Here is a 26920-nt window from a genome sequence, read left to right on the forward strand (position 1 = left end):
TTCACGCCATGGCCGAAAGATCATTCAAGAAAGAAGTCCAACAGCTGAAGATCGGCGCTGGTGAAGAATTTCGGGGTGAAGGCATTCTGGCAATCACCAAGGCGCTGTTGGAATCCGGTGTCGGCTATGTTGGCGGCTATCAGGGCGCACCGATTTCACACCTGATGGACGTTCTGGCCGACGCGCAGGAAATCCTGGGGGAATTGGGCGTCCGGTATGAAGCGAATGCGACTGAAGCCTCCGCTGCGGCAATGCTTGCGGCGTCTGTCCATTATCCCATTCGCGGCGCGGTTGCCTTCAAATCCACCGTTGGCACCAATGTCGCGTCTGACGCGCTGGCCAATCTGGCCTCCGGTGGGGTGACAGGCGGTGCGCTGGTCATCGTTGGGGAAGACTATGGTGAAGGTTCCTCCATCATGCAGGAACGCAGCCACGCCTTTGCCATGAAGTCCCAGATATGGCTGCTGGATCCGCGCCCAAATCTTCCCAGCCTGGTCAAGGCCGTGCAGGATGGCTTTGAATTGTCAGAGGCCAGCAACACCCCTGTCATGCTGGAAGTGCGCATTCGCGCCTGTCATGTGCATGGCGTCTTCACAGCGAAAGACAACAAGGCACCCCCGCTGACCGTCCGCGATGCCTTAAAGAACCCACAGCGCAAGACGGACCGCATCGTTCTGCCACCCGCCGCCTTTACCCACGAGCAGGAAAAAGTAAAGACACGCTGGCCTGCCGCCGTGAATTTCATCCGTGATCGCAAAATGAATGAAATATTCGGCCCCAAGACCGGCAAGACGGGGATCATCCTGCAGGGCGGTATGTATAATACCGTCATTCGGGCCTTGCAGCGTCTGGGCCTGGCCAATGTGCATGGCGACAGCGCGATTCCGTTATATGTGCTGAATGTTACCTATCCCCTAATAGATTCAGAATTCCTGGAATTCTGTCAGGGGAAGGAATCGGTTCTGCTGGTTGAAGAAGGTCAGCCGAATTATATCGAACAGGCCTTTGGCGCAATGCTGTACAAGGCACGCCACAAGGTCTCGCTGTCCGGCAAAGATTATCTGCCCCCTGCTGGCGAATATACCGGCGCAGTAATGGTGGATGGCATCACGAATTTCCTGCGCGATGCTGATCCCGCCCTGTTGCCCGCGCGCCATCGTGCACCGAACAAACCTGTCGAAGATAAGACCTTTGATGATTTGGTGAAAACGGTTCCCGCGCGGCCCCCTGGATTTTGCACGGGTTGCCCGGAGCGCCCGATTTTTGCCGCGATGAAACTGGTCGAACAGGAAACCGGCCCGCACCAGATCGCTGCTGATATCGGGTGTCACCTGTTTTCCATCATGCCCCCATTTGAAATTGGCGGCACAACAATGGGCTTTGGTCTGGGACCAGCCTCTAACGGGGCCTTTGATGGGGGGGGCGACAAGCGCGCGATTTCGATCATCGGCGATGGCGGATTCTGGCATAATGGGCTGACGTCCAGCATTGGCAATGCGGTCTATAACAAATCCGACAACGTTATCATGATCGTTGATAACTATTACTCTGCCGCAACTGGTGGGCAGGACATTCTGTCGTCGCGCGCCGATAATCCCACCAAATCGACGCAGCATCCCATTGCAGACGCGCTGAAAGGCGTTGGGGTGAAATGGGTGCGCCAGATCGACCGGACCTATGATGTCACGAAAGTCCGCGACACCCTGAAAGAGGCCCTGACAACGACGGAGACCGGACCCAAGGTTATCGTTGCATCGTCTGAATGCATGCTGAACAAACAGCGCCGCGAACGCCCCATCCAGGCGAAAGCCATAGGGGATGGCAAACGGGTTGTGAAACCACGCTTTGGGGTGGATGAGGATGTGTGCACGGGCGACCATGCCTGCATGCGCCTGTCCGGTTGTCCGTCCCTTGGCATGAAAAGCCTGGAGGATCCGTTACGGGATGATCCAGTCGCCAGCATCGATGAATCCTGTGTGGGATGCGGGAATTGCGGGGAAGTGGCCGATGCTGCCGTCCTGTGCCCATCCTTCTATCGCGCCGATATTGTTCATAATTCAGGGCGCTTTGAACGGGCCATGGCGCGGTTCAGTCAACGGATCATTGGGGCATTGCAAAACCGGCGCGCGAAGAACCGACTGACCTTTGGAGAGGCCGCGTGATGAGCACTTCTGAAAACACCTTTCAAGCCGTCGCCGGTCAGGATCAGACAAAGAATATCATTAAGCTGGCGATCCTGGCGGTTGGCGGTCAGGGCGGGGGCGTGCTGTCTGACTGGATTGTTGATGTGGCGGAGCGGAATGGCTATCGCGCCCAGGCGACCTCCGTTCCTGGCGTGGCTCAGCGCACCGGCGCAACCATTTACTATGTGGAAATGATGGCGGCATCGGACCGCGATCCGGTCTTTGCCCTGATGCCTGCCCCCGGCGATGTCGATATCCTGATTGCCGCAGAAATCATGGAAGCCGGCCGCGCCATCAATCGGGGCCTGGTGACGGCGGACCGCACCACACTGATTTCGTCCAGCCACCGCATGTTCGCTGTTTCTGAGAAAATCGTCCCCGGTGACGGCCGCGCCGATAGTGCTGTTGTTCTGGCTGCAGGGCAGGAAGCTGCCAAGGCCTTTATCTGCTTTGCCATGGATAAGATCGCGACAGAAACGAAAAGCCATATTTCGTCCTGCCTGCTGGGCGCATTGGCGGGGTCCGGGGCCCTGCCCTTTCCCGCAGAGAGCTATCGCGAAACCATCCGCGCCTCTGGCCGTGGCGTTTCTGCCAGTCTGAAAGCCTTTGACCGTGCCCTGGATCAGGCCAAAACCCAGGAACCCGCCCAAAATACCGACCAGATCGCCCCGACAGACAGCATCACCGTGCCCACGGACCTTGCCGGTCCAAAGGTTCTAGTCGATAAATACAATTTACTGGTAAAACGTATTCAATCCCTACCGCAACCGGCCCAGGAAATTGCCGCGCGGGGACTGAATAAGGTCATTGATTTTCAGGATCTGGCCTATGGCGGAGAATATCTGGATCACCTGGAACAGGCGGCAATCGCAGATCGCCAAGCGGGAGGAGAGACCCGGCACTTCCGCTATACAAAAGAACTGGCGAAATATCTGGCCAATGCAATGGCCTATGACGATGTTATCCGGGTCGCCGATTTAAAAACCCGTGGAACCCGGTTTCAGCGGGTCCGCCGGGAAATGGATGTCGATGCAGAAACAGTAATGCAAATCACTGAATTCATGCATCCCCGCGCAACGGAATTCTGTGGTCTGATGCCGCACAGGATCGGTCGCTTTGTCGAATCACGCCCCAAGCTGGTCAGGCTGTTGGACCGCATGGTCAATCGGGGACGGCGGGTGCGCACCGATGCCATTCTGCCGTTTCTAAGCCTGTATCTGGTATCCGGTTTGCGTCGCTGGCGGCGTTCGCTGCTGCGCCACCATATCGAACAAGCCCATTGGCTGGAATGGCAAGCCCGCGCGCAGAAGACCCTGACCACAGATTACGCCCTGGCGGTAGAAATCGTTCTATGCCGACGGCTGGTCAAAGGATACAGCGATACCCACATCCGTGGCCTGTCCAAATTTGACCGTGTCCTGGCAGGGGGCGACCTTGTCGCAGGGCGGTCAGATGCCGCAGATTGGCTGCGTCGCCTGCGGGAAGCGGCCCTATTGGATGAAAAGGGGGAGGCCCTGGACGGGGCTCTGGCAACAATCCATTCCTTCATCGATGATACGCCGAAAGCGGCGAGTGCCTAGAAAAGTATGATTGTCCATCCGCCTTGCAAATGAAAGCCAAAGGCGGTGTGATTGACACCACCGCATTCAGTCAGGATTGCTTGCCCTATGACCATTAAGACAGAGTCGGATATATCCCTGCCAGGTACCATACCGCAAAAGCCCGACATCGTTCTGGAGCGGATTCTCCCCTATTTGATGAATTGTCTGACATTCCGTCTCAATCAATTGCTGAATCAGGATTTGCGCAAGCTTGGCCTGACGATTTCCAACTGGCGCATCCTGGCGGTGCTGGATGTGAATGAGACCGCCTCAATCAATGAATTGGTTGAATATGCCATGATCGAACAATCCACTGTCAGCCGCCTGATCTCGCGGATGGAGGAAGATGGTCTGGTGCGACGTGATCGCATCGACGAAGACGGCCGCGTGCGTTCCATTTCCATGACGGAGGAAGGCCGGGAGAAATATGATATTGTGCAAAAAATCACTCTTTCCCATTCGGAACGCGCCTTGATCGGTCTGTCCGGCTCGGAAAAGGCCCTTCTGGAAAGCCTGATTGCCAAAATGCGCTATAATATAGAAACTTACCCTTTGCCCAAAAACACGGCCTAGATCCCTTTGGTTCAGCCTGGGCAATCCCCCCTAAGCGCCGCGAATAAGGATGTCCTGCTCTATCAGGGTTTCAATCTCCTCTTCCGAAACACCCCAACTGCGCAAGGCGACAGGATCACTGATGCTGGCTGCTGCCGGGCTTATAGAAATCGCGCCTGGCGTTTGATCAAAGCGGGGGGCCGGTGAGGATTGGACAACACCATCTACTTCGCAAAAAACCTTGCGGGCTGCGTTATGTGCCTGTGACGGGGCTTCATCCAGGGTCAGAACCGGTGTCACACAGCCATCGCTTCCATCAAACAGATCGATCCAATAGGCCCTGTTCTGACTGGCAAATCGGGCAGACAGGATGGCGGTACAATACGCTTCGTCATCAGCGGTGCCGGACAAAAATCTGGGGTCTTGGGCAAGATCCAGTCGCTCCAGCAGGATTTTACGGAAGGCCGGTTCGATAGCCCCCACCGCAAGGGGGGCACCATCGGCACAGATATAGGTCCGGTAATAATGCCGACCGCCATCCAGCACATTTCCCCCCGCCTGGATATCATGCAGTCCCATCGCCGCCAGGGCCGACAGCAACGTAAACAGATTGGCCGATCCATCGACAATATTGACGTCCACGACCTGACCCTGCCCCGTGCTGCGGGCATGCAGAACCGCCGACAGACAGCCAATCACCGCAAACAGCGCCCCACCGGCCATATCCCCGATCAGGGGTGGAATGCCCTGTACCGGCGCACCATCGCGCGCAAACAGGGATAGCGCGCCAGACACGCCGATATAGTTCATGTCATGCCCGGCCATCCGGGCCATTGGGCCCGATTGCCCCCAACCCGTCACACGGATATAGGCCAGCGCCGGATTCAGCGCATGGCACGGTTCCGGGCCCAGCCCCAGACGCTCCATCGTTCCGGGACGGTATCCCTCTATCACCGCATCGGCTGTACCGATCAGGCGCATCACAAGATCCTTGCCGGCCTGACTTTTCAAATCCACCCGGATCATGGGCCGCGAGCGATAAAAAATTGATGCCCGATCCATGGCGGCAAAATCCAGGGAGGGGTCTGGGGCAGGATACCCTCCCGGTCGATCAATGCGGATAACCTCGGCCCCCAAATCCGCCATAATCATCGCGGCATAGGGGACCGGACCAATGCCTGTCAGTTCGACAATCTTAACGCCACTTAACGGGCCTGCGCGATCAGGCATTCAAGTGCATCCAATTCAAAGGGGTACGGTGAGGCAGCATCACATCTCCTGATCATATTGGGCGGCTTCCCGACCATTCTTCACGCGGATGGACCCTTATGCAACATGGCCGGTCCATAAGCGGCAGCCCGTCACCAGAAGCAGCACAAAATGGACAGCCTTGTCTATTTTAGGCATATATAATGTCCAATACGGGCGTAGCAGCAATCCGCATCCTGCAGGACGCTCAGCCTCGAATTAGAATCATAATGCCATCCATCCCCTCTATCCTTCAGCCATGGAGACGTTCCTTGGACGCCAATCAGGATCCGCTGCTGCAGCCCTTTCAGTTAAAGCAGCTTGTTTTTCGCAATCGCATCATGAGCACCAGCCACGCAATCGGGTATGGCAAGGACGGCATGCCCGCCGATGCTTATCAGGCCTATCACGAAGAAAAGGCCCGCGGCGGTATCGGGCTGACGATGTTTGGCGGATCTTCCAACGTATCGCCGGATTCCGGATCGGTTTTTAACCAGTTGAATCTGGGCACGGATGCGGTCATTCCATTCTTGGAGGGTATGGCCACGCGGGTCCATAGGCACGGCGCAGCAGTCATGTGTCAATTAACGCATCTGGGGGGGCGCAGCCACTGGCGCGCCGATCGCTGGCTGCCAACAATCGCCCCGTCCCGCTTTCGCGAACCGTCCCACCGGGGCTTCACCCGCGCGATGGACCATGCGGATATCCAGCGCGTGGTCCATGACTTTGGTCAGGCCGCCCGACGCTGTAAAGAGGGCGGGCTGGATGGTCTGGAGCTGCATGTGCACAACCATCTGATCGGCCAATTCTGGTCGCCGGAAATCAACAAGCGGGAAGATGAGTTCGGCGGATCGCTGGAGAACCGATGCCGCTTTGGCATTATGGCCCTGGAAGAAGTACGCCGACAGGTTGGCGATGATTATCCCGTCGGCCTGCGCATGGCGGTTGGTGAAGGTCGGGAAGAGGGAATGACATCTGCCGATTACGCTGAAATTGCGCAATTATATGACCGCAGTGGATTGGTGGACTTCTTTAACCTGACCTTCGGGCGGATTGATACACATTTAGGATTGGCAAACTATATGCCGGGCATGCATGTCGGACTGGCGCCGCAATTGCGCCATGTGGCCGCGATGAAGGGCATGCTGTCCAAGCCAATCTTCCATGCCGCGCGGATCAACGATATGGCAACCGCCCGCTATGCCATCACAGACGGGTTGCTGGATATGGTTGGCATGACCCGGGCCCATATCGCCGACCCCCAGATTGGCAAAAAACTGGCTGCAGGGCAGGAAGACCGCATTCGCCCCTGTGTCGGGGCGACCTATTGCTCCTGGCATCGGCGGTGCATCCACAATCCCTCTATTGGCAATGAAACCATCATGCCAATCGACCTGACGCCAACGGAAACGCCCCGTCGCGTGACCGTAATCGGCGCAGGCCCAGGCGGCCTGGAAGCCGCCCGCGTCGCCGCCGCACGGGGCCATAGGGTGACGGTGTTCGAAGCAGGCGCGAAAGCGGGGGGACAATTACTGTTGGCGACACGCGCACCGCGCCGTCGCGACCTGATCGGCATCATCGACTGGCGCGTTTCGGAATTGGAAAAGCTGGGCGTTGAAATTCACTACAACACCTTCGCAGAAGCCGAAGATATCCGCGCAACGGATCCTGATGTCGTGATTGTGGCCACAGGCGGCATACCAGATGCCATGGAAGATGCTGTCAAAGCGGGCGTACCGCCTGAAACCGTTTGGGACCTGTTGGAAGATACACGAGAGGGATCAGGCGATATCCTGTTATATGATGCCCTGGGCACCATTACCGGGGCCAGCGTCGCGGAAATGCTGGCTGAATCAGGACAACGGTTGACGGTCGTGACCCCCGACGAGCAATTGGGCAAAGAGATGAGCTATCTGGAACGCCCCCATATCATGAAAAGCCTGTATACCGCCGGTGTGAAAATCATTCCCGATCAGCGGCTGATCGCAACGGAAAAGCGCGGTAATCGCATTGCAGCGACTTTCCAGAATGAGCTGACAGAGGCTGAAAGTGTCATAGAATGTGATCGCCTTATCCTGGACCATGGCACCATCCCGGTTGATTCCGTATTCCAGGATTTGCGCGACGAATCCAGAAATTCCGGGGTGCATGACCCGGAAGACCTTGCCGCTGTCCGAATGCCAAATCCCCAAAGCGACGCGGCGGGGTTTGATTTGTTCCGCATCGGGGACGCCGTATCATCGCGGGATATCTATGCCGCAATCCTGGAAGCGAACCGGATCAGCCGGGCTATCTGATGCCAACAGGCCAACCATTGAAGGTAAAAGAATGAAACTGACAAAAGCGCGTATCTGGCAATTCAACAGTGGTGGGCTGAGCCCGGTTCTATTGGAACTGACAACTGATTCCGGCATCACCGGATTGGGTGAGGCAGGCGTTGCCTATGGCCTGGGAAGCGCCACAGCGGCCCCAATGATCCAGGAGATGGTTCAGAAACACCTGTCAGGCGGCATTGACCCAATGCCGACAGAGCGCATCTGGACAGAAATTTACGATACCAGCTTCTGGGCAAAAGGCGGCGGTCCGTTCTTTTTCGCAGGTCTAAGCGCTGTGGAACAGGCGCTTATAGACATCAAGGCGCGGGCGCTGAATGTGCCAGTCTATGAGCTGTTGGGCGGGCGTGTTCGCGATATGCTGCGCTGTTATTCCAATGGCTGGTATTTTGGCGCGAAAAGTGATGATGACCTACCTGGAATGGCCGAAGCCACGGTTCGGGATGGGTACAACGCGATCAAATTCTATCCCTTTGTTACCATCTTGCCGACCGGTCGGCTAAAACATCCGGTTCGGCGCGGGACCGATGCCCCCGATATCGTGCCACGCGCCCTTAAGAATTTGGCCGCCGTGCGATCCGCCGTCGGCGATGATGTGGAAATCATGGTCGATCTGGCATCTGCCCTGGCACCGGATGACACGATCCGCTTCTGCCGGGAGGCAGATCGCTACGGCCTGTCATTCGTCGAAGAACCCTGCGAGCCAGGGGACATTCAGACCTTACGGAAGATTGCCGATGCCATTCCCCAGCGCCTGGCAGTTGGGGAAAGACTGTACACCCGCTACGGATTCCGAAATCTGCTGGAAAGCCGGTGTGTTGACATTCTGCAGCCCGATATCGGCAATACAGGCGGCATTCTGGAAGCCCGTAAAATCGCTGCCATGGGGGAAGCCTATAGCCTGAAGGTGCAACCCCATATCTGCGCAAGCCCGCTGTCCACTGCAATCGGCATGCATTTCAGCGCCTCCATTCCGAACTTTTACTTCCAGGAACACTTCCCCTATTGGGACCGCATTGACGGATACCGCCAAGTCCTTAAAAATCCTGTGGAAGCCACGGTCACAAATGGCACAATGCCCGTCAGCGACGCGCCGGGTTATGGCGTGGAACTGGACCATGCCGCCTTAAGCGACTGCCTGTTTCAGGAAATCAACCTTTAGGGAGACCGGCTTGTACAAAATCGCCTTTCTGCTGTTTCCAGAATTCCAGCTTTTGGGGTTCACAAATGCGATTGAGGCCTTGCGGGTTGCCAATTCCCTGTTCACCGAACCGAAATTCGACGTTCGTATCGTTCATGATGATCAGGAAACCGTGCTTTCTTCAGGGGGCATGCCGGTTGTGGCAACCCACGGTCATGTCGCAACACAGCACGACGCCGACAGCCTGGTGGTGTGCTGTAGCTTTCACCATGACCAGTATTTCCGCGACAGCACGCAACATCTGATCCGTCGTTTTGACCGACATGGTATGCGCCTGGGGTCAATCGAAAGTGGGGTTTATCATCTGGCCCGCGCCGGCGTTCTGAATGGCCATTCCGTCACGGCGCATTTCAACAATCTCCCGCTTTTTGCCCAGCTGTTTCCTGATGTCAGTTTCATCCGCCAGGTCTTCACCTTCAGTCCGACCCGCATGACCGCCGCCGGGGGAACCGCCTGTCTGGACATGATGCTGGCCCTTATTCGGGAACAATTAGGACCGGATGTTGAGGCCCGCGTCGCCAATATGCTGATCCACCCCTATCGCCGTGAAAGTGCGACATTCCTGGACGATATGTTTACGTCAAGCCATAGCGGCCTGCCTTTGGCGGTGCGGAATTGCTGCAAGATAATGGAACAGCATTTAGATCCCCCTCTGCAGGTGGAAGATATCGCAAAGAAGGTGAGCCTGTCCCGGCGGCAATTGGATCGGATTTTTCTGCAGTCGATGCACTGTACAGCGGCGGAACATTATCGCCTGATCCGCCTGGCCCGCGCCCGCAAGCTGATCAAGGCGACCAGAATTGATTTAGCTACAATTTCAACACGATGTGGCTTTGGATCTTATTCTCATTTTCTGCGCCGCTATCGTGAAACCTTTGGCTCCACACCCAGCCATGACCGGACCAAAGCAGATATCAAAGGGCTAAACACAACCTTCACGCCGCTGCAGGACCTTCATCCCCATCAGCAACAGATGGACCCAATTCGTCTGATTTGACAGCAAAAATTTCATTCAGGCATATCGTGCCATCAGCGCGCGGGCCGTGAATAGATCCAGATGCGATGCCCCGGCATTCTTAAACAGGGTAACGCCATCCAGGTTCGCCAGACATCCATATCCGGCGGTTGATGGCGCTAGTTTAACAATATCAAACAGGTCACCCAACAAATCATCTTGCGATATCAACCCGCTTTCCAGCGCCGTTTTGAATTCACCATTTTGCGCCGCCCGTGCACGGTGATCGATATACAAATCAGCACGGGTTAACAGCGCATCATCGCCTTCCCGCATAGCGGCTGTGAATGCGCCGATCAAATTGACATGCGCGCCATTCCGAACGGCGGCACCAGAGATTATCGGCGTTTCAGACATGGTTGCAGCGACAACAATATCTGCCCACCCAAAGCCAGTCTCTCGATCCTGCACCGCTGTGATTTTACATTGCGGGCTGTCCATGCGCTGCGCCAGGCGCTGTGCTTTTTCAGGGGAGCGATTCCAAATACGCACCTCTTCCAGCCCTGGCCGCACCGTGCGCATGGCCTGAATGACAAACGGGGCCAGGGCCCCTGCACCGACCATCATCATGTATTTTGCGTTAGGGGAAGCCAGATAATTCGCCGCCAGGGCGGACGTTGCGGCTGTTTTGCGGAAAATCATTGCCTCGCCATCCAGAATGGCGCGGGGTTGGCCCGTCTGTGGATCAAACACGGCATAGATGGAGTTAACTGTCGGCACACCATGCCGGACACTGTTTTCCGGAAAGGATGTGATCAGCTTACAGCCCAGGTCCTGACCGGGAATCCAGGCCGGGGCGGCGATCAACACGTCTGACTGACGATCAGGATGGGGGCTTTCCAATGCCAAACGACCGATCATTGGCGGGGCCTCCCGATGGGCCTGACGCATTGATTCGATCAGGTAAGGCCAATCCAGCAGATTGTGAATTGCGGCGGCATCGATAAAATCTAACTTCATAATCCAACGATCTTTTTAAAAACACCCAAGGCGCACCCCTATTCAGGCGCATCAGTCCCCCGATTGTCGGGGCTCAAAATTATCCAGGCATTGGGCACGATAAGCTTCGCATTCCTGCTTTTGCCGCGCAGGGCTCCAATTCAGTTCAGGGGCGGCAATGGCACAGATACGCTCTGCCTCATCAAGCCCCATATCAGGCTCCCACCCGGTAGGCAGCCGCCGCATGATCAAATCCGTCAAGGTCACGACATGTTCGGTGCGAACAGCATGCAGAATCTCGGCTTCCGACACCCCGGACTCGGTTCGAATCTCTGCGGGCATAAGCCGTGCAGTATAGCTCAACGCCTGAGGGGCACCTGTCGGGCGCAGCCGCTTCTTCACGCGTTTGGCGATTTCTCTACCCGCATGACGATGGACCATAATCGGGGTGCCTGTTACTGCCAGCATATTGGGCAAGCCATCCTCTGCCAGATCATGGACCGTCAAGGCCTTAGACCCGGAAAGATTGCCTGAATTGGTACGTGGGCGCACCCCGGACCAGCGATAGACAACGTCCTTTTCCGTCAGGTTAAGGCTGGGGAACAATCTGTTTGCTTCTCCCAGAAGATACGCCACCTCATCCGGTTTAACGCGCACGGTATCGGGATCATCCTCAAACACCGTATCCGTCGGACCAAAATAGTGATGATCACCCCATGGGAACATATAGAATGGATGCTTCAGGGAACTGATCGTCTCAAGACCATGCCCTTTGAAGACATCCGGCAGACGCACCAACAGGTTGACGCCCTTTAGGCCCGTCAGGCGTCGGCGCGCCTGATTGCTGACCCGCCCGATTATTCGATCAATCCATGGACCGGCAGCGTTGATCACCATCTGGCATTGGACCTGGGCCGTGCCGCTTTCCCCCGGTGCGGATTCCTCCAGATCCAGGGTCCAACCCGTATCCTTGTCATGCCGTAAATTCTTAACCGCACAATAGGTGCGCAGCGTCGCACCCAGGCGTTCCGCATCCAACGCGGTATCCGATAGAATGCGTTCCGGCCAGAAATAGGAATATTCTCGAAATACCGCCGTAGAGGTCAGGCGGGAGCGGTCCATATAATCGATCATCGGAAATTCTTCAGCCGCCTTTTCCGCCGATAAACGGCGATAGGCCAGCGGGGCGTCACGACTGCCAAACAGGCCAAGAGCGCGATATCCCAGATCAACCTTCCATCCCGGAAACGCCCCCCCGCGAAACACTGGAAAGAAGAATGTGGCATGCCGCAGTCTTTCCGGCATGGTTTTCACCAGTTCGGTGCGGCATCGCATCGCCAGCCGCGCGGTCTTAACCCGCTGAAACAGCTCGCGCGGGTGCAGGATATACTGCCACAATGGGAAATCCGGGGAAAAATAGGCAAGCCCGCAATACAGCAATCGGCTGGAGCGGCTGGATGTGCCGCTGGCAATGTCGCTTTTGTCCAGCAACAGCACCTTGTAGCCAAGTGCCGCCAAATGCTGCGCCGAAGAACACCCGACCGCGCCCGCCCCTATGACGACGACATCATAGTTTTGACCATCCAGAACTTTCAGCGCGGGACGCATATTTGTATCTCTCCCCAATATCGCATTTAAGATCGATGCACCCTTGGCAGTCGCCATCAAACGAGTGGGATGGCCCAAGCCGTTAGCCCTAAAATGGACATTTCAATAGTCGATATTGGACATGCCTAGAATGGACGTGTCAGATTGGATCATCAATCACGGGACCGGGCAGCGGCCAGCGGAATGCTGATCAACAGCACAAAACTGGCCAACCACCAGGCCGACCAGATGGAGAAATTCGAAAGAGAGCTGGTCCAGAATGCCCCCATCAGGAATATACCGGCATAAGCGGCCGGGTGGGACCTATTGGCGACCGAACTGCCGCTGGCTGCGATCTGGAACAGCATTTTCAACAGAATGACCAAAACGGTGACCAGTGCCGACAAACCAACAATGCCACTTTCAGACGCGATTTCCAGGACGAAATTGTGCGGATGGGCCGGAATGTATTCCTGATTCAAGCCTGGCACAATTTCACTGGCACCGGGCACCATGTTGACCGTATTGGGGCCAACGCCAAGGAGGGGGTTATTCAGAAAGACATCCAATGTGAACCCCCAAATGACCTGTCGATGCCAATCTGGCAAGGGCAGGCCGGGGGTTTGATGTTCCACCACCGGCGGCGACGGAACATGGGTTAGAATATAGGCCCCAACCGCCATCGCCAGAAGAACCACCCCCGCAATCAACGCACGGCGCTGTCCTGATTGTAACCGCAGACCGATAAGAACCAGCACCAGCAACAGACTGCCGCCCAGGACGCCCGATATCGCCGATTGGCTGGTCTCTTCGCCATTTCCATAGATTACCAGCGCAGTCAGCGGAAGCGCCGCCAGGCCAAGTCCCATCCAAACTGATCCCAGCCGTCGCCCGCCCCAAATCATTATTGGCAACAGACAGATCGTGGCGGATGCGAACATCTTATAGGCCCTGGGAGCATCAAAGGGGGTCGATAGACCCAGATATCCGCGCAAAGCATCACTGGCATTGGGTAGATACTGACTGAAGACGACAATCGACAAGGCGATAATACCGGTGGCAACAACAGTCTTGCAGGCAAGGGCCAAGGCTAAAGGCGACCGCAGAAACAGCTGGAAACACAAATATCCGGCCCCCAGTGTCAACGCAACCCGCACGGGTATCGCAAGCGCTTTTCCAGAATGTTCGGACAGAGCCGCACTCAACAAAAGGCATCCGATGAAAACATACGCCGCCCAGGCTAATGGTGTCGTTAAACCTGCCCATATCCGGGCGCGGTCCGCCCCCCGTTCTGAGGAACGGATCAGCCCGATTCCTGCGCACAGAACACCAAAGCCGAACAAAGGTGCCATTGCGGCCTTACCGAGGATCAAGGCAGGCACGGCCGCCCCCAGACACACCCCAGCAATACAGAACAACCAGGTTCGGTTCGTGACATCCAGGTCATTATCGCGGGGGTCTGAAATCAAGTGTCTCTTTCCAGCAAGGGTAAAGATTGCTTCCCAGAAAGAGGGCTTCAGAAGGAATGGCATAAAATGCATGAAGCGCAATGCTGGAAGCGGTGTCGTTCTTTGCGATACCCCAAACCGCCCCCGATGATCAAGCCAAGATGCCCGAAACGCCTGATCCGACACTACTTTGGGCCTGAAACATGGAGGCTTCAACCGCGAATGTTGTATCCGTTGTCAACATACACAACATTGCCCGTCATACCCGTCGCCTTATCAGACGCCAGAAAGGCCGCTAATGCGCCCACCTGATCAATGGTAACCAGCGCGTGGCGGGGCGCCCGCGCTGCTGCGGCTTCCATCAATTCATCGAACCGGTCGATCCCGGACGCAGCCCGTGTCGGCACCGGCCCCGGAGACAGCGCATAAACCCGAATGCCCTGTGGCCCCAATTCTGTCGCCATATAGCGCACACTGGCTTCCAGGGCTGCCTTCACTGGCCCCATCAGATTATAGCGATCGACGACTTTCTCTGCGCCATAATAGCTCATCGTCATCAGAACGCCGCCCTCCGCCATCAGGGGTTCAGCATGACGGGCCATGCGCAGAAAAGAATGACAGGACACATTCATCGCCATATCGAACCCTTCCTGAGAGCAATCAATGACGCGGCCATGCAGGTCATCGCGCGGGGCAAAAGCAACAGAATGCAGCAGGAAATCCAGCTTTCCCCAGTGCTTTCCGATACTGTCGAACAAGGCTTCTACCTGGCCGGATTCCCGAACGTCACAGGGCTCAAAAATCTCTGCCCCTAACCGCTCCCCTAACGGTGTGACATAGGGTTTCGCCTTTTCATTCACATAGGTCAGCGCCAATTCCGCCCCTTCAGCGCGAAACGCCTGGGCACAGCCATAGGCGATGGATTGATCATTCGCGATCCCGACCACCAGCCCCTTCTTTCCCTGTAAGATACCACCCATTGCACTGCCCCCAAACCTTAACGGATGGGTCAGTTTAAACGCACCCCTATTGTGCAGCGCAACATTAAATTGGAATGTCACAGAAAGATCATGAGCGAACACCCCTTTCAAACTTCCGAATGGATACACTTTAATCTTGCCTAACACGAAAAAACGCACTGAAAATACAATCAAGGATTTTAAATCTACTGTAGGAATTTTTCCATGCTGAAAGCCGCCATTGTATCCTTTGCCATCTTCACGCTCGTCGCCTGCCAATCAGATGATAGGGATGCCAGCGGCACCCCTATAAAATTAGCCCCCGTGCGAGAAAAAACTCTAGCAGAGGCAATCATTTGGCTGCCCGCCCCGATTATTCACAATACGACCCAATACACACAGACAATGAGAGACAATCAGCACCCGCAAGAGCGGCTGTTAATGTCAAGAAGCGGCAGTTTCTTTGGTCAGTATCTTGGTGGATACTACGTCTTCTTCTCAGAGCAATCAGCCTTAACCATTTACGACGAGGACGAATTCCTGCGATGGGCAATATCCAAAAATCTTAGCCACACCGAATTGGTGGACCGCCATAAATTCGGTTACATGGGTGCCCCAAATGGGGGATGGTATGCATTTTACAAGCTAGGTGCTTTGCCCTGCATTGTCGCGCGGGTAGGTGCAAATATGGGTCCAAGAGCCGCCGACCGGATGCCTTTTGACAGTATTATTGATGCCAAATTTTGTGGAACCCAGGACGAGGTCGATGAAGTTCTGGCGTTTTTGAAACGACCGCGCAGGGTGACGGATCGCGATGCCTTTAAGGCGCATGTTGAGGCGAACTCTTGATCTAAAGCAGTCCTTCAGCCCTTTAAATACTTGACCACTTCTTCGCCCGCCGCGCGGCCATGGGCCATGCAGGTCGTTAGCAGATAACCGCCGGTCGGGGCTTCCCAGTCCAGCATTTCGCCTGTAACAAATACGCCGGGCAGCGCTGTGATCTGGCTTTGCCCGGTCAGTGCATCAAATGAAAGTCCCCCCGCTGTGCTGATCGCCTCTGCCAGGGGGCGCGGACTTTGGATCGGTAGGGGTAAAGCCTTGATCCAACTGGCCAGCATAGCCGGATGCTTGAACATATCCGCGGGCACGCATTCCCGCAGCAGGCCGGCCTTCACACCGGTCAAACCTGTCGCCTTGCGCAGATGATTAGCAAAAGAACCACTGCCGGTGCTGCGCCCCAAATCAGCGGCCAAGCGTTGCACGCTGCGATCCGGTGTCAAATCCAGGGTCAGGACCGCGCCACCGGTTGCTGCGATTTCATCGCGCAGAGGGGCTGAGACTGCATAAATTCCGCTGCCTTCCACCCCGGTTTCGGTCACGACAAATTCGCCTGATCGCGTGATCTCCCCCGCAGATAAAATAACGGGTTTAACCGGCTCTCCTGCAAAACGGTTTCTGAAATGCTCGCTCCATCGAACATCAAAGCCCGAATTTGACGGCCGGAAGGGCGCAACTTCGATTCCCATTTCCACCAACCAGGGACGCCAGGACCCATCACTGCCCAATTGCGGCCAACTGGCCCCACCCAGCGCCAGAATGACGGCCTGTGATTCCTTAGTGATATACCCGTCTGGTGATTGAAACCTCAATGCGCCTGTTGCTGTCCACCCCAACCAGCGATGCCGTGTATGGGTTTTCAAGCCCGCAGCCCGCAGGCGCGACAGCCAGGCGCGCAGCAATGGCGCGGCTTTCATTTCCTTCGGAAATACACGACCGGACGATCCCACGAAGGTTTCCACCCCCAAACCCTGCGCCCAATCCCGCAAGGCCTGATTGTCAAAGGCCGTCAGGGCCGGAGTCAGAACAGCCGCTTTATCGCCAAGCCGCCCTAAGAATTGAGGCATCGATTCACTGTGCGTCAGGTTCAGGCCGCTTTTTCCCGCCATCAGGAATTTTCGACCCAGGGACGGCATCGCGTCATACAGATCCACGCCAATACCGTTGTTCAGAAGTATTTCGGCGGCCATTAAACCGGCTGGGCCGCCGCCAATGACAACGGCGGACTTGCTCATACTGCCAGGACCTCTGCTTCCGAGATTGGCCCAGGACGCAGCACTTTGGCTTCTGATCCGCTGGCATCAATGATCGTGCTGGGCATAGCGTATCGGGTCTTTTCCTCCAATACGCTAAACAACAGGTCCGGACCGATTTCCGCCGCCAAGGCCAGCGCAGCCTCTCCCGTAACAGCCTCTGATCCGCCACTTAGATTTGCACTGGTCGCCGTAAACGGACGTTCAAACGCAGCCGCCAACGCCAGACAAAAGGGATGATCCGGCACCCGGAATCCCAAAAGGTCCGATGTTGGCGCCAGTGATAAATATCTGTTCCCCTTGCGCCGTGCCAATAGGGTCACGGGTCCCGGCAATAGAGTCTCCGCCAGCCGAGACACCAAAGGAGATGCCTCAACTTCCAGAAGCGCGTGATCCGCAGAGGCGAAACAGACCGAAAGGGATTTTGCCTGTGATCGACGTTTTGCGGCGAATAAAGCATCGATTGCTGCGGGGTTCAGGGCATCAACGCCCAGGGCAAAGGTCGTGTCTGTTGGATACAGCAGGATCTTTCCCGCAGACAGGGCGTCAACGCTGCTTTCAACTGCATCCGTGATGGATAGCTCATTCAACCAGACGACACCCATGGTTAATATCGCTCCCGATACTCGCCCAATACGGCGCTGGGCGTTGCATCCCAATACCCTGTCTCTGCCCGATCCGCCCGCAGCAACAGCCCCGCCGCATAGGCAACCATGGCTGCGTTATCCCCGCAATAGGTTCGCGGGGCGGGCACAAAGCTGACGCCGATATCCGCGCACATTTCCGCCAAGGCATCACGCAATTCAGAATTCGCTGCAACACCGCCAGCGGCGGTTAACCGCTTGCGGCCCGTTTCAATCAATGCTTGGCGAGATTTCGCCACCAGAACATCAACAATAGCGCCCTGAAAGCTGGCGGCAAGGTCTGCCTGTTGGGCTTTTACCTCTTCCGGTTTCATTTTCTGGACCATAAAGCGCACGGCCGTTTTCAAGCCGCTGAAGCTGAAATTCAGGCCTTTTTCATGGATCATCGGTCTGGGAAAGGCGAAGGCGTCGCGCCTGCCGGTCTTGCTCAGGGCATCAATGAGAGGACCACCCGGAAAACCCAGTCCCAATTCAATGGCAACCTTGTCAAACGCCTCCCCCGCACAATCATCCACCGTGCGCCCGATGATGCGATATTTTCCAAACGCTTCGATATCAACCAACAGGTTATGGCCCCCCGCGACCGCCAGGCACAGGCTGGGCTCTATCAGTGTATCGCTGCCGATTTCCGGCGACATCAAATGCGCCTCGACATGATGGACGGAAATCAGGGGTTTCCCCAGTCCAGCCGCCACCCCATTGGCGAAGGCGACACCGACAGAAACAGAGCGGATCAGCCCATGCTTGTTATTCACGGCGACATAGTCGATATCGTCCGGCGCGACCCCCGCCTCTTCCAGCACTTCCAGATACAGTCGGTCGATGAAGGCCAATTGTTGACGCGCCGCCAATTCCGGCACGATGCCGCCATATTTCTGATGCATCAGGCTTTCGGTCACGACCTTATGCGTAACGATTTCCGGCCCACGCGCTATTGCAATGGCGCAATCATCACAGGCGGTCTCTACGCCCAGGATGATCGGTTGCGACTTGGTGGATACATGGCTCATGAAACTATTCCCTCACCGCCTTATTGTTTCGGGGGATAGGATGGCATGAAGGGTGTTTTCAATCCGTCCGCGCCAACCGCGCCATCCGCCGTCGTCGCGATATCAAAGGCCCGCAGCATCAAGTCTGCCTGGAATGGTTCGTCCAACAGGGGTGCGTCCCGCCCCACATCAAAAAGCACATGGGTTTTGCGATCAAACTTGCCTTCAGTTACCTGCTGCAAGGTCCAACTGCCAATCTCAATCGGCTCGACTGCGGCAATACGCGCACCATTCCGATAGGTGGCATGCCAGGGTTCGCGCTCAGCCGCCCAGATCACCACCCGGCCCGATGCCCCCGGATCACGACCGGCCCAAACCAGATCATGGGTCGGAATCATCGTCACCGGACACTGGGTTGCCAGGGCCAGTCCCTTTGCCGTCGCAATGGTGATCCGTGCCCCGGTCCAGGATCCCGGCCCTACCAGAACCCCCAGCGCATCCACACCTCCCATGACATGTAATGCACGGGCGGTATGCCTTGCCATAAAGCTGGATGTCGTGCGGGCGGCGTTTTCCGCCTCCAGAAAGACGACCTGTTGATCCTGGATGGCGGCAACATAGACGCGAGACGAAATGGCAGAGATTAGAATTTTTCGCATAAGAATTCAGACACTTTTACAGATCAAAGGCGAACGGCTGGGCCGCACTGAGGGTGATGATGCGGTCCTCTTCACCGGAACCAAAGGCGATGGCAATGGTTAGGGCATCCTGCGGCATGACATCGGCAATCCGCTCTGGCCATTCGACGGCCTTTATCGTTTCAGCTTCATTCAGATATCCCAGCAACCATTCGACATCTTCCGCACCGGGAACCGCAATGCGATACAAATCGATATGCACCAGTCGACACGGATCACCATGTTCATGCACCAGATCATAGGTCGGGCTGATCACATGGTCCTGTTCCGCCACCCCCAGCCCTTCGGCCAGCCCCTTGACGAAATGAGTCTTACCCGCACCCATTTCCCCCTGCAGACACATTACCGTACCCGCCGGAACAACCTGACCAAGCGCCCGCCCCAACGCCAGCGTTTCTGCGACGCCGTGGCAGTGTTTGACGATGCGATGCATGGGACAAGCCTTCTGATCTGATTGCACATTAGGGTAAATGCGCCGTTGCTGTAGCGTTTCAAGGTGAAAATTGTCAAGCACGCCAAAGAAAACGCCCCCTGCAGAGGATCTGCAAGGGGCGCTTTGCACCATAGTGAACAGCGGCTTAACCGAGTTCTTTTTCCAGGGCCGGCACGGCGTCGAACAGGTCCGCGACCAAGCCATAATCGGCAACCTGGAAGATCGGGGCTTCGTCATCCTTGTTGATCGCAACGATCACTTTGGAATCCTTCATACCCGCCAGGTGCTGGATGGCACCAGAGATACCAACGGCGATATACAGATCCGGTGCCACGACCTTACCGGTCTGGCCGACCTGATAATCGTTTGGCACAAAGCCCGCATCAACCGCCGCACGGGACGCGCCAACAGCGGCCCCCAGCTTGTCAGCGACCTTTTCCAGCATGCCGAAGTTTTCGCCATTCTGCATGCCACGCCCGCCAGAGATGACGATCTTGGCAGAGGTCAGTTCAGGACGGTCACTGCTGACCACGGACTGACCGACGAAGCTGGACAAATCCTGTGCACCGGTGCCAGACACGGTCTCAATGCTGGCGGACCCGCCTTCTGCTTCTACTGGTTCGAACGATGTCATACGGACGGTTATGATATCGGTCGCTTCCGCAGATTTCACCGTTGCGATGGCATTCCCGGCATAAATCGGGCGTTCAAAGGTCTTATCACCCAGGACTGCCGAAACTTCGGACAATTGCTGAATGTCCATCAGGGCAGCAACGCGGGGCATCACATTTTTACCGAACGTATTGGCCGGGGCGAAAACCGCGCTGTACCCATCGGCCAATTTCACAATCGCCGGGGCAACCGCTTCGGCCATCTGGTTTTCATATTCGGCGCTGTCAACCAACAGGACCTTGGTAACGCCTGCAATCTTTGCAGCGGCATCGGCAGCGGCCTGACAGCCTGACCCGATCACGGCGACATGAATGTCCCCGCCCGCAGCCTTGGCAGCAGCAATGGTGTTTAAGGTATGCGGTTTGATTTCCGCACCATCATGTTCGGCGATGACCAAATTGCTCATCTTCATTCTCCTTAAGGTGCGGGTTAGCTGATGACTTTTGCTTCGTTGCGCAGCTTCGAGACCAGTTCGGCCACATCAGCAACCTTCACACCAGCCTGGCGCGGGGGCGGTTCGACAACTTTGACCGTGGTCAGACGCGGGGTCGGGTCGACACCGAAATCCGCTGGGGTCTTCATGTCGATCGGCTTCTTCTTCGCCTTCATGATATTGGGCAGCGAGGCATAGCGCGGCTCGTTCAAGCGCAGATCGACCGAGCAGACGGCCGGAAGTTTGACCTTGATGGTTTCCAGACCGCCATCGACTTCACGGGTCGCGGTCGCTTCGCCATCGCCGATTTCCAGCTTGGACACGAAGGTTGCCTGGGACCAGCCCAACAGGGCTGAGAGCATCTGTGCGGTCTGATTGGCGTCATCATCAATCGCCTGCTTGCCGCATAACACGATGCCAGGGCCTTCCGCATCCACAATGGCCTTCAACAGCTTGGCAACGGCCAGCGGCTGCACTTCGCCATCATGCTGAACCAGGATGCCGCGATCTGCGCCCATGGCAAGCGCCGTGCGAATTGTCTCTTGGCTCTGTTGCGGGCCGATGGAGACAGCGATGATTTCATCAGCCTGACCGGCTTCTTTCATTCGCACAGCCTGTTCGACAGCAATCTCGTCGAACGGGTTCATCGACATTTTCACATTCGCCGTTTCGACACCCGTCTGGTCCGCTTTCACACGAATTTTGACGTTATAATCGACGACGCGTTTGACCGGCACCAAGACCTTCATACCCGCGTGCTCCTTTTTTGCAAATTACAGAGGGCTTCCCCCACAAAACTTAGCGGGAATGTGTAGGTCGCTCCATCCGGGTGGTCAAGCTTGGATGGGGCTAAAATCACCTGCTTTGCGACATCCATGTGGGATTTTCAGCAAAATGGATGCTTCCAGTGACATGCCTGGCGAAACCATTATGCTGTTCTTACCGACCCCAGGGCCCGCGCTTTTCCGTCACGGGAATGCGGGATTTCCGCGTCGGCTGAACCCGGGGAGCGGAAGCGCGCTGGGATGGGGAGCCAACACCCATTTCCCGCGCCAATTCCTGCAGGGCGGCGATGCGGTTTTCCGTCGCGGGGTGGGTCGTAAACAGCCCATCCATGCGACGTGCATGCAAGGGATTGATGATAAACATATGTGCCGTGGCCGGATTGCGTTCCGCCGCCTCGTTGTCAATGCGCGCTGCGCCGGCGTGCAATTTACCAAGCGCTGAGGCCAGCCAGAGCGGATTGCCGCAGATTTCACCCCCCATGCGGTCCGCAGAATATTCGCGCGTCCGGGAGATTGCCATCTGGACCATGGCTGCTGCAATTGGCCCGACCAACATCACGATCAACGCACCCAATCCACCCAGCGGGCTGTTGCGATTGCCGCCAAACAGGCTGCCAAACATGGCCATACTGCCCAGGGCGGAAACAGCACCGGCGATGGTTGCCGTCACCGTCATGGTCAGCGTGTCGCGATTCTTCACATGGGCCAGTTCGTGGGCCATGACGCCCGCCAGTTCTTCGGGGGACAGCAGGCGGATCAGGCCACTCGTTGCCGCGACGGCCGCATTGTCAGGATTGCGCCCGGTCGCAAAGGCATTGGGTTGTTCCGTATCGATAATATAGACCTTGGGCATGGGCAGATCCGCACGCTTGGCCAGTTCCGCCACCGTATTGTACAGTTGGGGTGCGGAATGCTGATCGACCTGTTTCGCATTATGCATGCGCAGCACGATCTTATCAGCGTTCCAGAAGGCGATCATGTTGCTGATCCCGGCAAAGGCCAGCGCGAACAGCATCACACCCTGCCCGCCGATCAAATAGCCGCACACACCCAGCAGGGCCGTCATCGCGGCCATCAACAGCGCCGTGCGCATCGTGTTCATTGGTGTCTTTTCCTATCCTACAAAGTGTGGAACCCCCCTAAAGATGGGACGTTTTGGCGTCAGATCAAGATAGGTCAGGGGGCCGCAATCCCCTTGCCCTGCGCCGTTTTTCGCCTATATCTGGGGGTATGAGCAAACTATCCGGCCTATTCAAAACCTCAAAACCATCGGCGGCAAAGAAACCCGCCCCGATGGACCTGCCCGAAGGCGTCACACAGGACGACCTGAAAGGCGTCGACGAACGTCGCCTGGCCGAATTAAAGGCGGAGGCCGCCGGCGAACGCTGGCGCAAGGACGCCGAAGCCAAGGGCGACGTCGAAAAAGAAGTCGGTGGCCCAAAAGGCCTGGAACCCACCCGCTATGGCGATTGGGAAAAAGCTGGACGCTGTTTTGATTTCTAACTGGCACTTATTTCAGATAATCCGGCAGAGATATTCCCGGCAATAATCGCGGATCATCTGCTGGCGCGCCCCAGATTTCGTGGCGTGGCAGGACACCAGCCCAGACCCGTTCTGTTGCATAATCTTCCTCAGGATCGTCCGGTGGGCCGGTTCGGACCTTGGCGGCGGCATCGTCGATTGGCATTTCAACCACGGTTGTCGCCTTCAACTCCTGATCTGTGCTGGCGCGCAATTCGGCCCAGCGACCCGGAAACAATCCCTCCATCATAACCCGCAAGGCCTCTTCCTTCGCGTCCCTGTCCGTCATCGCCTTGGCGGTGCCGTACAGCATGGCGGTGCGGAAATTGGCGGTGTGTTCAAACGAAGTTCGGGCCAGCACGAACCCATCGAAATGGGTGATTGTCACACAGGCCGGAAGCCCTTTCTTCGTTGGCTTCAACATCCGGCTGGCGGATGAACCGTGCCAATACAGAACATCGCCCACCCGCCAATGCAGCGTCGGCGTCACATAGGGCTGGCCGTCAATGCTGTAGCCGACATGGCACAGCGGCGTTGCGTCCACGATGGCATAGACGGTTTCCTTGTCATATCGCGCCTTTTCATGGGACCGGCGAATTCTGGACCGATCCGTTGGAATAAAAGCGTCCGAACTGTCCGTCATTTAGGGTCTTCCTCACTCAACAGTCATTTCATACAGATTCATCAGTGACTTTGCGCCGATCTGATCATACAGCGCCCGGGCACGGTAATTGTGATCCTGGGTCAGCCACCGCATCACTGTCCAGCCCCGATCCCGACAGATTTGTTTCAGATGCTCAAACATGATCAATCCAATACCCCCACCCCGTGCGTCGGGAGCGATGAAAAGGTCATCCAGGAACCCCATCATCATGCCGTGCAGAGGCCTTGGCATTTCGCGATAATGGGCCAGCCCGATCAGGCGACCCTGCCGCTCTATCACCAGTCCCTCAACGACATGGTTGGGGTCCAGAACCCAATCAAACACGATGCGGCGCTTTTCCACACTGCTGGCGACTTTGTAAAATTCCGCGTAGCCGAGATACAGCGGGTCCCAGCCCTTATAGTCGTCAGCGGTGATCGGGCGGATGATCAGGTCGGTCATTGAGTAAATCCTTATCAGACTTCGAAACTGTCGCCTGTATGATCGATAAATGGCTTGCGAGTAAGGGCCGAATTGGAAGATTGTATGGGTCCACTTAACAATTCGGGCATCCGGCAATGGCGCGGCGTGTTTCAGATGGCACCGTCCTCCCCCTATCATTGGACCGTCACGCGGCGGAGCCTATGCATCGTCAGCTCTATGACCAGATGCGGGCGCTGATCCTGGATGGGCGCCTGAAGGCCGGATCGCGCCTACCGTCCAGCCGGACCTTATCGCGCGAACTGGCGATTTCCCGAAACACGGTGACCGGGGCTTTCGACCAGCTTTTTGCCGAAGGGTATCTTGTGGGAAAGGTTGGGGCTGGATCCTTCGTTTCCGACGAACTGCCCGAAGATGCGCTATCCCTGCGCAAGGTGGATCAGAATCCAGGCGCGAGGAAACCCCGCCGACAAGGTCTGTCCCAGCGGGGGGCCAGACTGGCCGCGCTGCGCGGCGGGCGCAGCAATCGCGGTACACCGGCTTTTGCCATCGGCCTGCCGGATCTGGACAGCTTCCCGTTCGACGTCTGGTCCCGGTTGATGACCAAGGCCTGGCGACGGCCACCACGTGCCCTGTTGGCCCAGGCGGAACCTGCGGGCTATCTGCCCCTGCGCCAAGCCATTGTGGATTATCTGGCAACCGCCAGAGGGGTGCGGTGCGAGGCGGAACAGGTGATCATCGTCGCTGGCGTTCAACAGGCAATCGGCCTGGCCTGTCATGTTCTGTTGGATGAAGGCGACGTCGCCCTGATGGAAGAACCTGGCTATCCAGGCGTGCGCGGGGCCTTACTGGGGGCGGGGATCCGGCCCGCGACGGCACCGGTCGATCTGGAAGGCATCGATATCGATGCGGGCGAAGCCAAGGTTCCGGGCGCGCGCCTTGTCTGTGTCGCACCCTCCCATCAATATCCGTTAGGCGTCACCATGACCCTGGCGCGGCGGTTGAAGCTGTTGGACTGGGCGCAACGCACCGATGGCTGGGTGCTGGAAGACGACTATGACAGCGAATATCGCTATTCAGGTCGTCCGCTTTCTGCATTGCAGGGGCTGGATCGTGATGGACGCGTTGTTTATGCAGGCTCCTTCTCCAAGGTCATGTTTCCATCCTTGCGCATCGGCTATCTGGTGGTGCCGGCCGATTTGGCGGAACCCTTTCGGTTGGCCCGTGCCGCGCTGGACGATCATCCCTCCACCATCGCCCAGCCCGCCCTGGCCGCCTTTATCGAGGAAGGGCATTTCGCCGCCCATTTGCGGCGCATGCGGCGGCTGTATGCGGAACGCCGGGCCGCCCTGGATGCGATGCTGAAAGATCGCTTGGGGGACAGGATTATCATTGCCCCGTCAGAGGCGGGAATGCATCTGCTGGCGCGGTTCACACCCGATGTTGCCCCCGGTATCAGCGACCGTGAAATTCAGAGCCGCGCTGCCGAACTGGGGGTGGCTGTATCGGCGTTAAGCGCCTACTATGCCGACGAAACCACAGACCGGGGTCTACTGTTGGGATTTTCCGCAGTACCAATCGATGCGATGCCGGAAGCTGTTAACCGATTGATGCGTGCATTGGACCTATGAACGATACCACGACATACCCGCAAGACCCGTTCCATCCCGACAAAAAGGGGGGCGAGTTCGTCCTGTTCGACCTTGAATTCACGGCCTGGGAGGGAAGCCTGGAGCGGGGCTGGTCCGAACCCTGGGAGGCACGGGAAATCATCCAGATCGGCGCTGTCCGGGTGAAGGACGATGCCAAACTGACAGAGGTCGGTCGTCTGGTCATGTTGGTGACGCCGGTCAAAAACCCCCAGCTATCAGACTATATCATCGCCCTGACGGGAATTGATCAGGATGCCATTGATACCGAAGGCTTCGATTTTGAAGAAGCTTTGGATGTGTTCATGGATTTCTGTGAGGGAGCCCGCGCCATCCTGTCCTATTCGGGCGACCCCGATGTTCTGGCAGAGAACTGCAAACTGCACGGTGTCAAACCGCCGAAATGGGCACGCTTTGCTGAGATTTCAGAGATTCTGGGGCGGCGTGCAGGCCCTGAATTTGCGACCAGCCATTCCAATCAATTACCCAAGCTGGTCGGCCTGGAACCGGACGGCAAAGCCCATGACGCAATGGATGATTCGCTAGCCATCCTGTCAACACTGCGGGTCTTAAGAAGCCGCGGCGTTCTGTAATCCATGACCTAGTGTGGTGCGCGGTTATTTGGGATCGACCAGGACGCTGTTTGCGGCGCACCGGTTAGGAGCGTTTCGCGAAGCGATGCGGGGCATCGCAAGCGGAAGGCGACGCGGCCCGGAGCGCCACAAACAGCGCCTTTGGTCCCTTTATCGGCCCGTCGGACGGCGTCGAGAGCACTTGACGATGAACCACATCGCCTGCGCGCCCTCTCCTAGCCGACAGGCCGATAAAGGGATCCTGGTGATTCCAAATGTCCGCG

The 26920-nt window shown here is 56.8% G+C and carries 25 protein-coding genes; 10 read left to right on the top strand and 15 right to left on the bottom strand.

The annotated features are described in order from the left end of the window. Positions 1-8: 8 nt before the first annotated feature. The 3 genes from ACOSDR_RS07615 to ACOSDR_RS07625 all read left to right on the top strand — a co-directional run bounded on the left by ACOSDR_RS07615 (position 9) and on the right by ACOSDR_RS07625 (position 4357). On the top strand, positions 9-2162 hold the full coding sequence (locus ACOSDR_RS07615) for a thiamine pyrophosphate-dependent enzyme (protein ID WP_420730862.1): 2154 nt from the start codon (positions 9-11) through the stop codon (positions 2160-2162). Beyond that, the gene (locus ACOSDR_RS07620) at positions 2162-3763 is read left to right on the top strand and encodes an indolepyruvate oxidoreductase subunit beta family protein (protein WP_420730863.1); all 1602 of its coding nucleotides are present in this window, start codon (positions 2162-2164) and stop codon (positions 3761-3763) included. Before ACOSDR_RS07615 ends, ACOSDR_RS07620 begins: the two co-directional genes overlap by 1 nt. A gap of 87 nt (positions 3764-3850) precedes the next feature. Then, the gene (locus tag ACOSDR_RS07625) at positions 3851-4357 is read left to right on the top strand and encodes a MarR family winged helix-turn-helix transcriptional regulator (protein ID WP_420725747.1); all 507 of its coding nucleotides are present in this window, start codon (positions 3851-3853) and stop codon (positions 4355-4357) included. A 30-nt stretch (positions 4358-4387) separates the two neighbouring features. Here ACOSDR_RS07625 and ACOSDR_RS07630 read toward each other — a convergent pair whose 3' ends face one another. Continuing rightward, on the bottom strand, positions 4388-5566 hold the full coding sequence (locus ACOSDR_RS07630) for a CaiB/BaiF CoA transferase family protein (RefSeq protein ID WP_420730864.1): 1179 nt from the start codon (positions 5564-5566) through the stop codon (positions 4388-4390). Between the two features lie 290 nt (positions 5567-5856). On the opposite strand from ACOSDR_RS07630, the gene ACOSDR_RS07635 reads away from it, so the two are divergent. From ACOSDR_RS07635 to ACOSDR_RS07645, 3 genes are read left to right on the top strand one after another with little or no spacing between them, the layout of a single operon-like run. Then, the gene (locus tag ACOSDR_RS07635; protein WP_420730865.1) at positions 5857-7881 is read left to right on the top strand and encodes an FAD-dependent oxidoreductase; all 2025 of its coding nucleotides are present in this window, start codon (positions 5857-5859) and stop codon (positions 7879-7881) included. Between the two features lie 31 nt (positions 7882-7912). Then, a complete protein-coding gene (locus ACOSDR_RS07640) occupies positions 7913-9079 on the top strand; it encodes a mandelate racemase/muconate lactonizing enzyme family protein (protein ID WP_420725744.1) in 1167 nt (388 codons plus the stop codon). 10 nt (positions 9080-9089) lie between these two features. Then, on the top strand, positions 9090-10115 hold the full coding sequence (locus ACOSDR_RS07645; protein WP_420725743.1) for a GlxA family transcriptional regulator: 1026 nt from the start codon (positions 9090-9092) through the stop codon (positions 10113-10115). A 15-nt stretch (positions 10116-10130) separates the two neighbouring features. Here ACOSDR_RS07645 and ACOSDR_RS07650 read toward each other — a convergent pair whose 3' ends face one another. The 4 genes from ACOSDR_RS07650 to fabI form a co-directional block, all read right to left on the bottom strand. Further along, positions 10131-11093, bottom strand: coding sequence for an ornithine cyclodeaminase family protein (locus ACOSDR_RS07650; RefSeq protein ID WP_420725742.1), 963 nt, complete (start codon positions 11091-11093; stop codon positions 10131-10133). Between the two features lie 51 nt (positions 11094-11144). Then, entirely contained in the window at positions 11145-12680 is a 1536-nt protein-coding gene (locus tag ACOSDR_RS07655) for an FAD-dependent oxidoreductase (RefSeq protein WP_420725741.1), read from the bottom strand. A gap of 152 nt (positions 12681-12832) precedes the next feature. Further along, positions 12833-14128: an O-antigen ligase family protein gene (locus ACOSDR_RS07660; RefSeq protein WP_420730866.1), complete on the bottom strand. Its 1296-nt coding sequence runs from the start codon at positions 14126-14128 to the stop codon at positions 12833-12835. 191 nt (positions 14129-14319) lie between these two features. Next, on the bottom strand, positions 14320-15087 hold the full coding sequence (gene fabI, locus ACOSDR_RS07665; protein WP_420725739.1) for an enoyl-ACP reductase FabI: 768 nt from the start codon (positions 15085-15087) through the stop codon (positions 14320-14322). Between the two features lie 204 nt (positions 15088-15291). Here fabI and ACOSDR_RS07670 point away from each other — a divergent pair, with 204 nt between their 5' ends. Then, positions 15292-15915 (top strand): hypothetical protein, encoded by a 624-nt coding sequence (locus ACOSDR_RS07670; protein ID WP_420730867.1) that lies wholly within the window; start codon positions 15292-15294, stop codon positions 15913-15915. Between the two features lie 14 nt (positions 15916-15929). On the opposite strand, the gene ACOSDR_RS07675 is transcribed toward ACOSDR_RS07670, so the two are convergent. The 8 genes from ACOSDR_RS07675 to htpX all read right to left on the bottom strand — a co-directional run bounded on the left by ACOSDR_RS07675 (position 15930) and on the right by htpX (position 22912). Next, entirely contained in the window at positions 15930-17138 is a 1209-nt protein-coding gene (locus ACOSDR_RS07675; RefSeq protein ID WP_420730868.1) for a TIGR03862 family flavoprotein, read from the bottom strand. Beyond that, entirely contained in the window at positions 17135-17761 is a 627-nt protein-coding gene (locus ACOSDR_RS07680; RefSeq protein WP_420725736.1) for an L-threonylcarbamoyladenylate synthase, read from the bottom strand. The genes ACOSDR_RS07675 and ACOSDR_RS07680 overlap by 4 nt, the downstream gene beginning before the upstream one ends. Before the next feature lie 2 nt (positions 17762-17763). Further along, positions 17764-18810: a tRNA (adenosine(37)-N6)-threonylcarbamoyltransferase complex transferase subunit TsaD gene (gene tsaD / locus ACOSDR_RS07685; RefSeq protein WP_420725735.1), complete on the bottom strand. Its 1047-nt coding sequence runs from the start codon at positions 18808-18810 to the stop codon at positions 17764-17766. A gap of 20 nt (positions 18811-18830) precedes the next feature. Continuing rightward, complete coding sequence (locus ACOSDR_RS07690) at positions 18831-19448, bottom strand: hypothetical protein (RefSeq protein ID WP_420725734.1); 618 nt, start codon at positions 19446-19448, stop codon at positions 18831-18833. A gap of 16 nt (positions 19449-19464) precedes the next feature. Then, positions 19465-19920 (bottom strand): tRNA (adenosine(37)-N6)-threonylcarbamoyltransferase complex ATPase subunit type 1 TsaE, encoded by a 456-nt coding sequence (gene tsaE, locus ACOSDR_RS07695; RefSeq protein WP_420730869.1) that lies wholly within the window; start codon positions 19918-19920, stop codon positions 19465-19467. A 145-nt stretch (positions 19921-20065) separates the two neighbouring features. Continuing rightward, a complete protein-coding gene (locus ACOSDR_RS07700) occupies positions 20066-20998 on the bottom strand; it encodes an electron transfer flavoprotein subunit alpha/FixB family protein (protein ID WP_420725732.1) in 933 nt (310 codons plus the stop codon). 23 nt (positions 20999-21021) lie between these two features. After that, positions 21022-21774: an electron transfer flavoprotein subunit beta/FixA family protein gene (locus ACOSDR_RS07705; RefSeq protein WP_420730870.1), complete on the bottom strand. Its 753-nt coding sequence runs from the start codon at positions 21772-21774 to the stop codon at positions 21022-21024. A gap of 190 nt (positions 21775-21964) precedes the next feature. Continuing rightward, positions 21965-22912: a zinc metalloprotease HtpX gene (gene htpX, locus ACOSDR_RS07710; protein ID WP_420730871.1), complete on the bottom strand. Its 948-nt coding sequence runs from the start codon at positions 22910-22912 to the stop codon at positions 21965-21967. 128 nt (positions 22913-23040) lie between these two features. Between htpX and ACOSDR_RS07715 the strand changes: the two genes are divergently transcribed. Continuing rightward, on the top strand, positions 23041-23313 hold the full coding sequence (locus ACOSDR_RS07715) for a DUF1674 domain-containing protein (protein WP_420730872.1): 273 nt from the start codon (positions 23041-23043) through the stop codon (positions 23311-23313). A gap of 7 nt (positions 23314-23320) precedes the next feature. On the opposite strand, the gene ACOSDR_RS07720 is transcribed toward ACOSDR_RS07715, so the two are convergent. Beyond that, a complete protein-coding gene (locus ACOSDR_RS07720) occupies positions 23321-23974 on the bottom strand; it encodes a pyridoxamine 5'-phosphate oxidase family protein (protein WP_420730873.1) in 654 nt (217 codons plus the stop codon). Positions 23975-23986: 12 nt separating this feature from the next. After that, positions 23987-24436, bottom strand: coding sequence for a GNAT family N-acetyltransferase (locus ACOSDR_RS07725; protein ID WP_420730874.1), 450 nt, complete (start codon positions 24434-24436; stop codon positions 23987-23989). Positions 24437-24552: 116 nt separating this feature from the next. Between ACOSDR_RS07725 and ACOSDR_RS07730 the strand changes: the two genes are divergently transcribed. Further along, positions 24553-26046 (top strand): PLP-dependent aminotransferase family protein, encoded by a 1494-nt coding sequence (locus ACOSDR_RS07730; RefSeq protein ID WP_420725726.1) that lies wholly within the window; start codon positions 24553-24555, stop codon positions 26044-26046. Beyond that, positions 26043-26657: an exonuclease domain-containing protein gene (locus tag ACOSDR_RS07735; protein ID WP_420730875.1), complete on the top strand. Its 615-nt coding sequence runs from the start codon at positions 26043-26045 to the stop codon at positions 26655-26657. Before ACOSDR_RS07730 ends, ACOSDR_RS07735 begins: the two co-directional genes overlap by 4 nt. Positions 26658-26920 lie beyond the last annotated feature (263 nt).

This window comes from Hwanghaeella sp. 1Z406 (genome assembly GCF_048892425.1).
GTDB lineage: Bacteria > Pseudomonadota > Alphaproteobacteria > UBA8366 > Aestuariispiraceae > Pacificispira.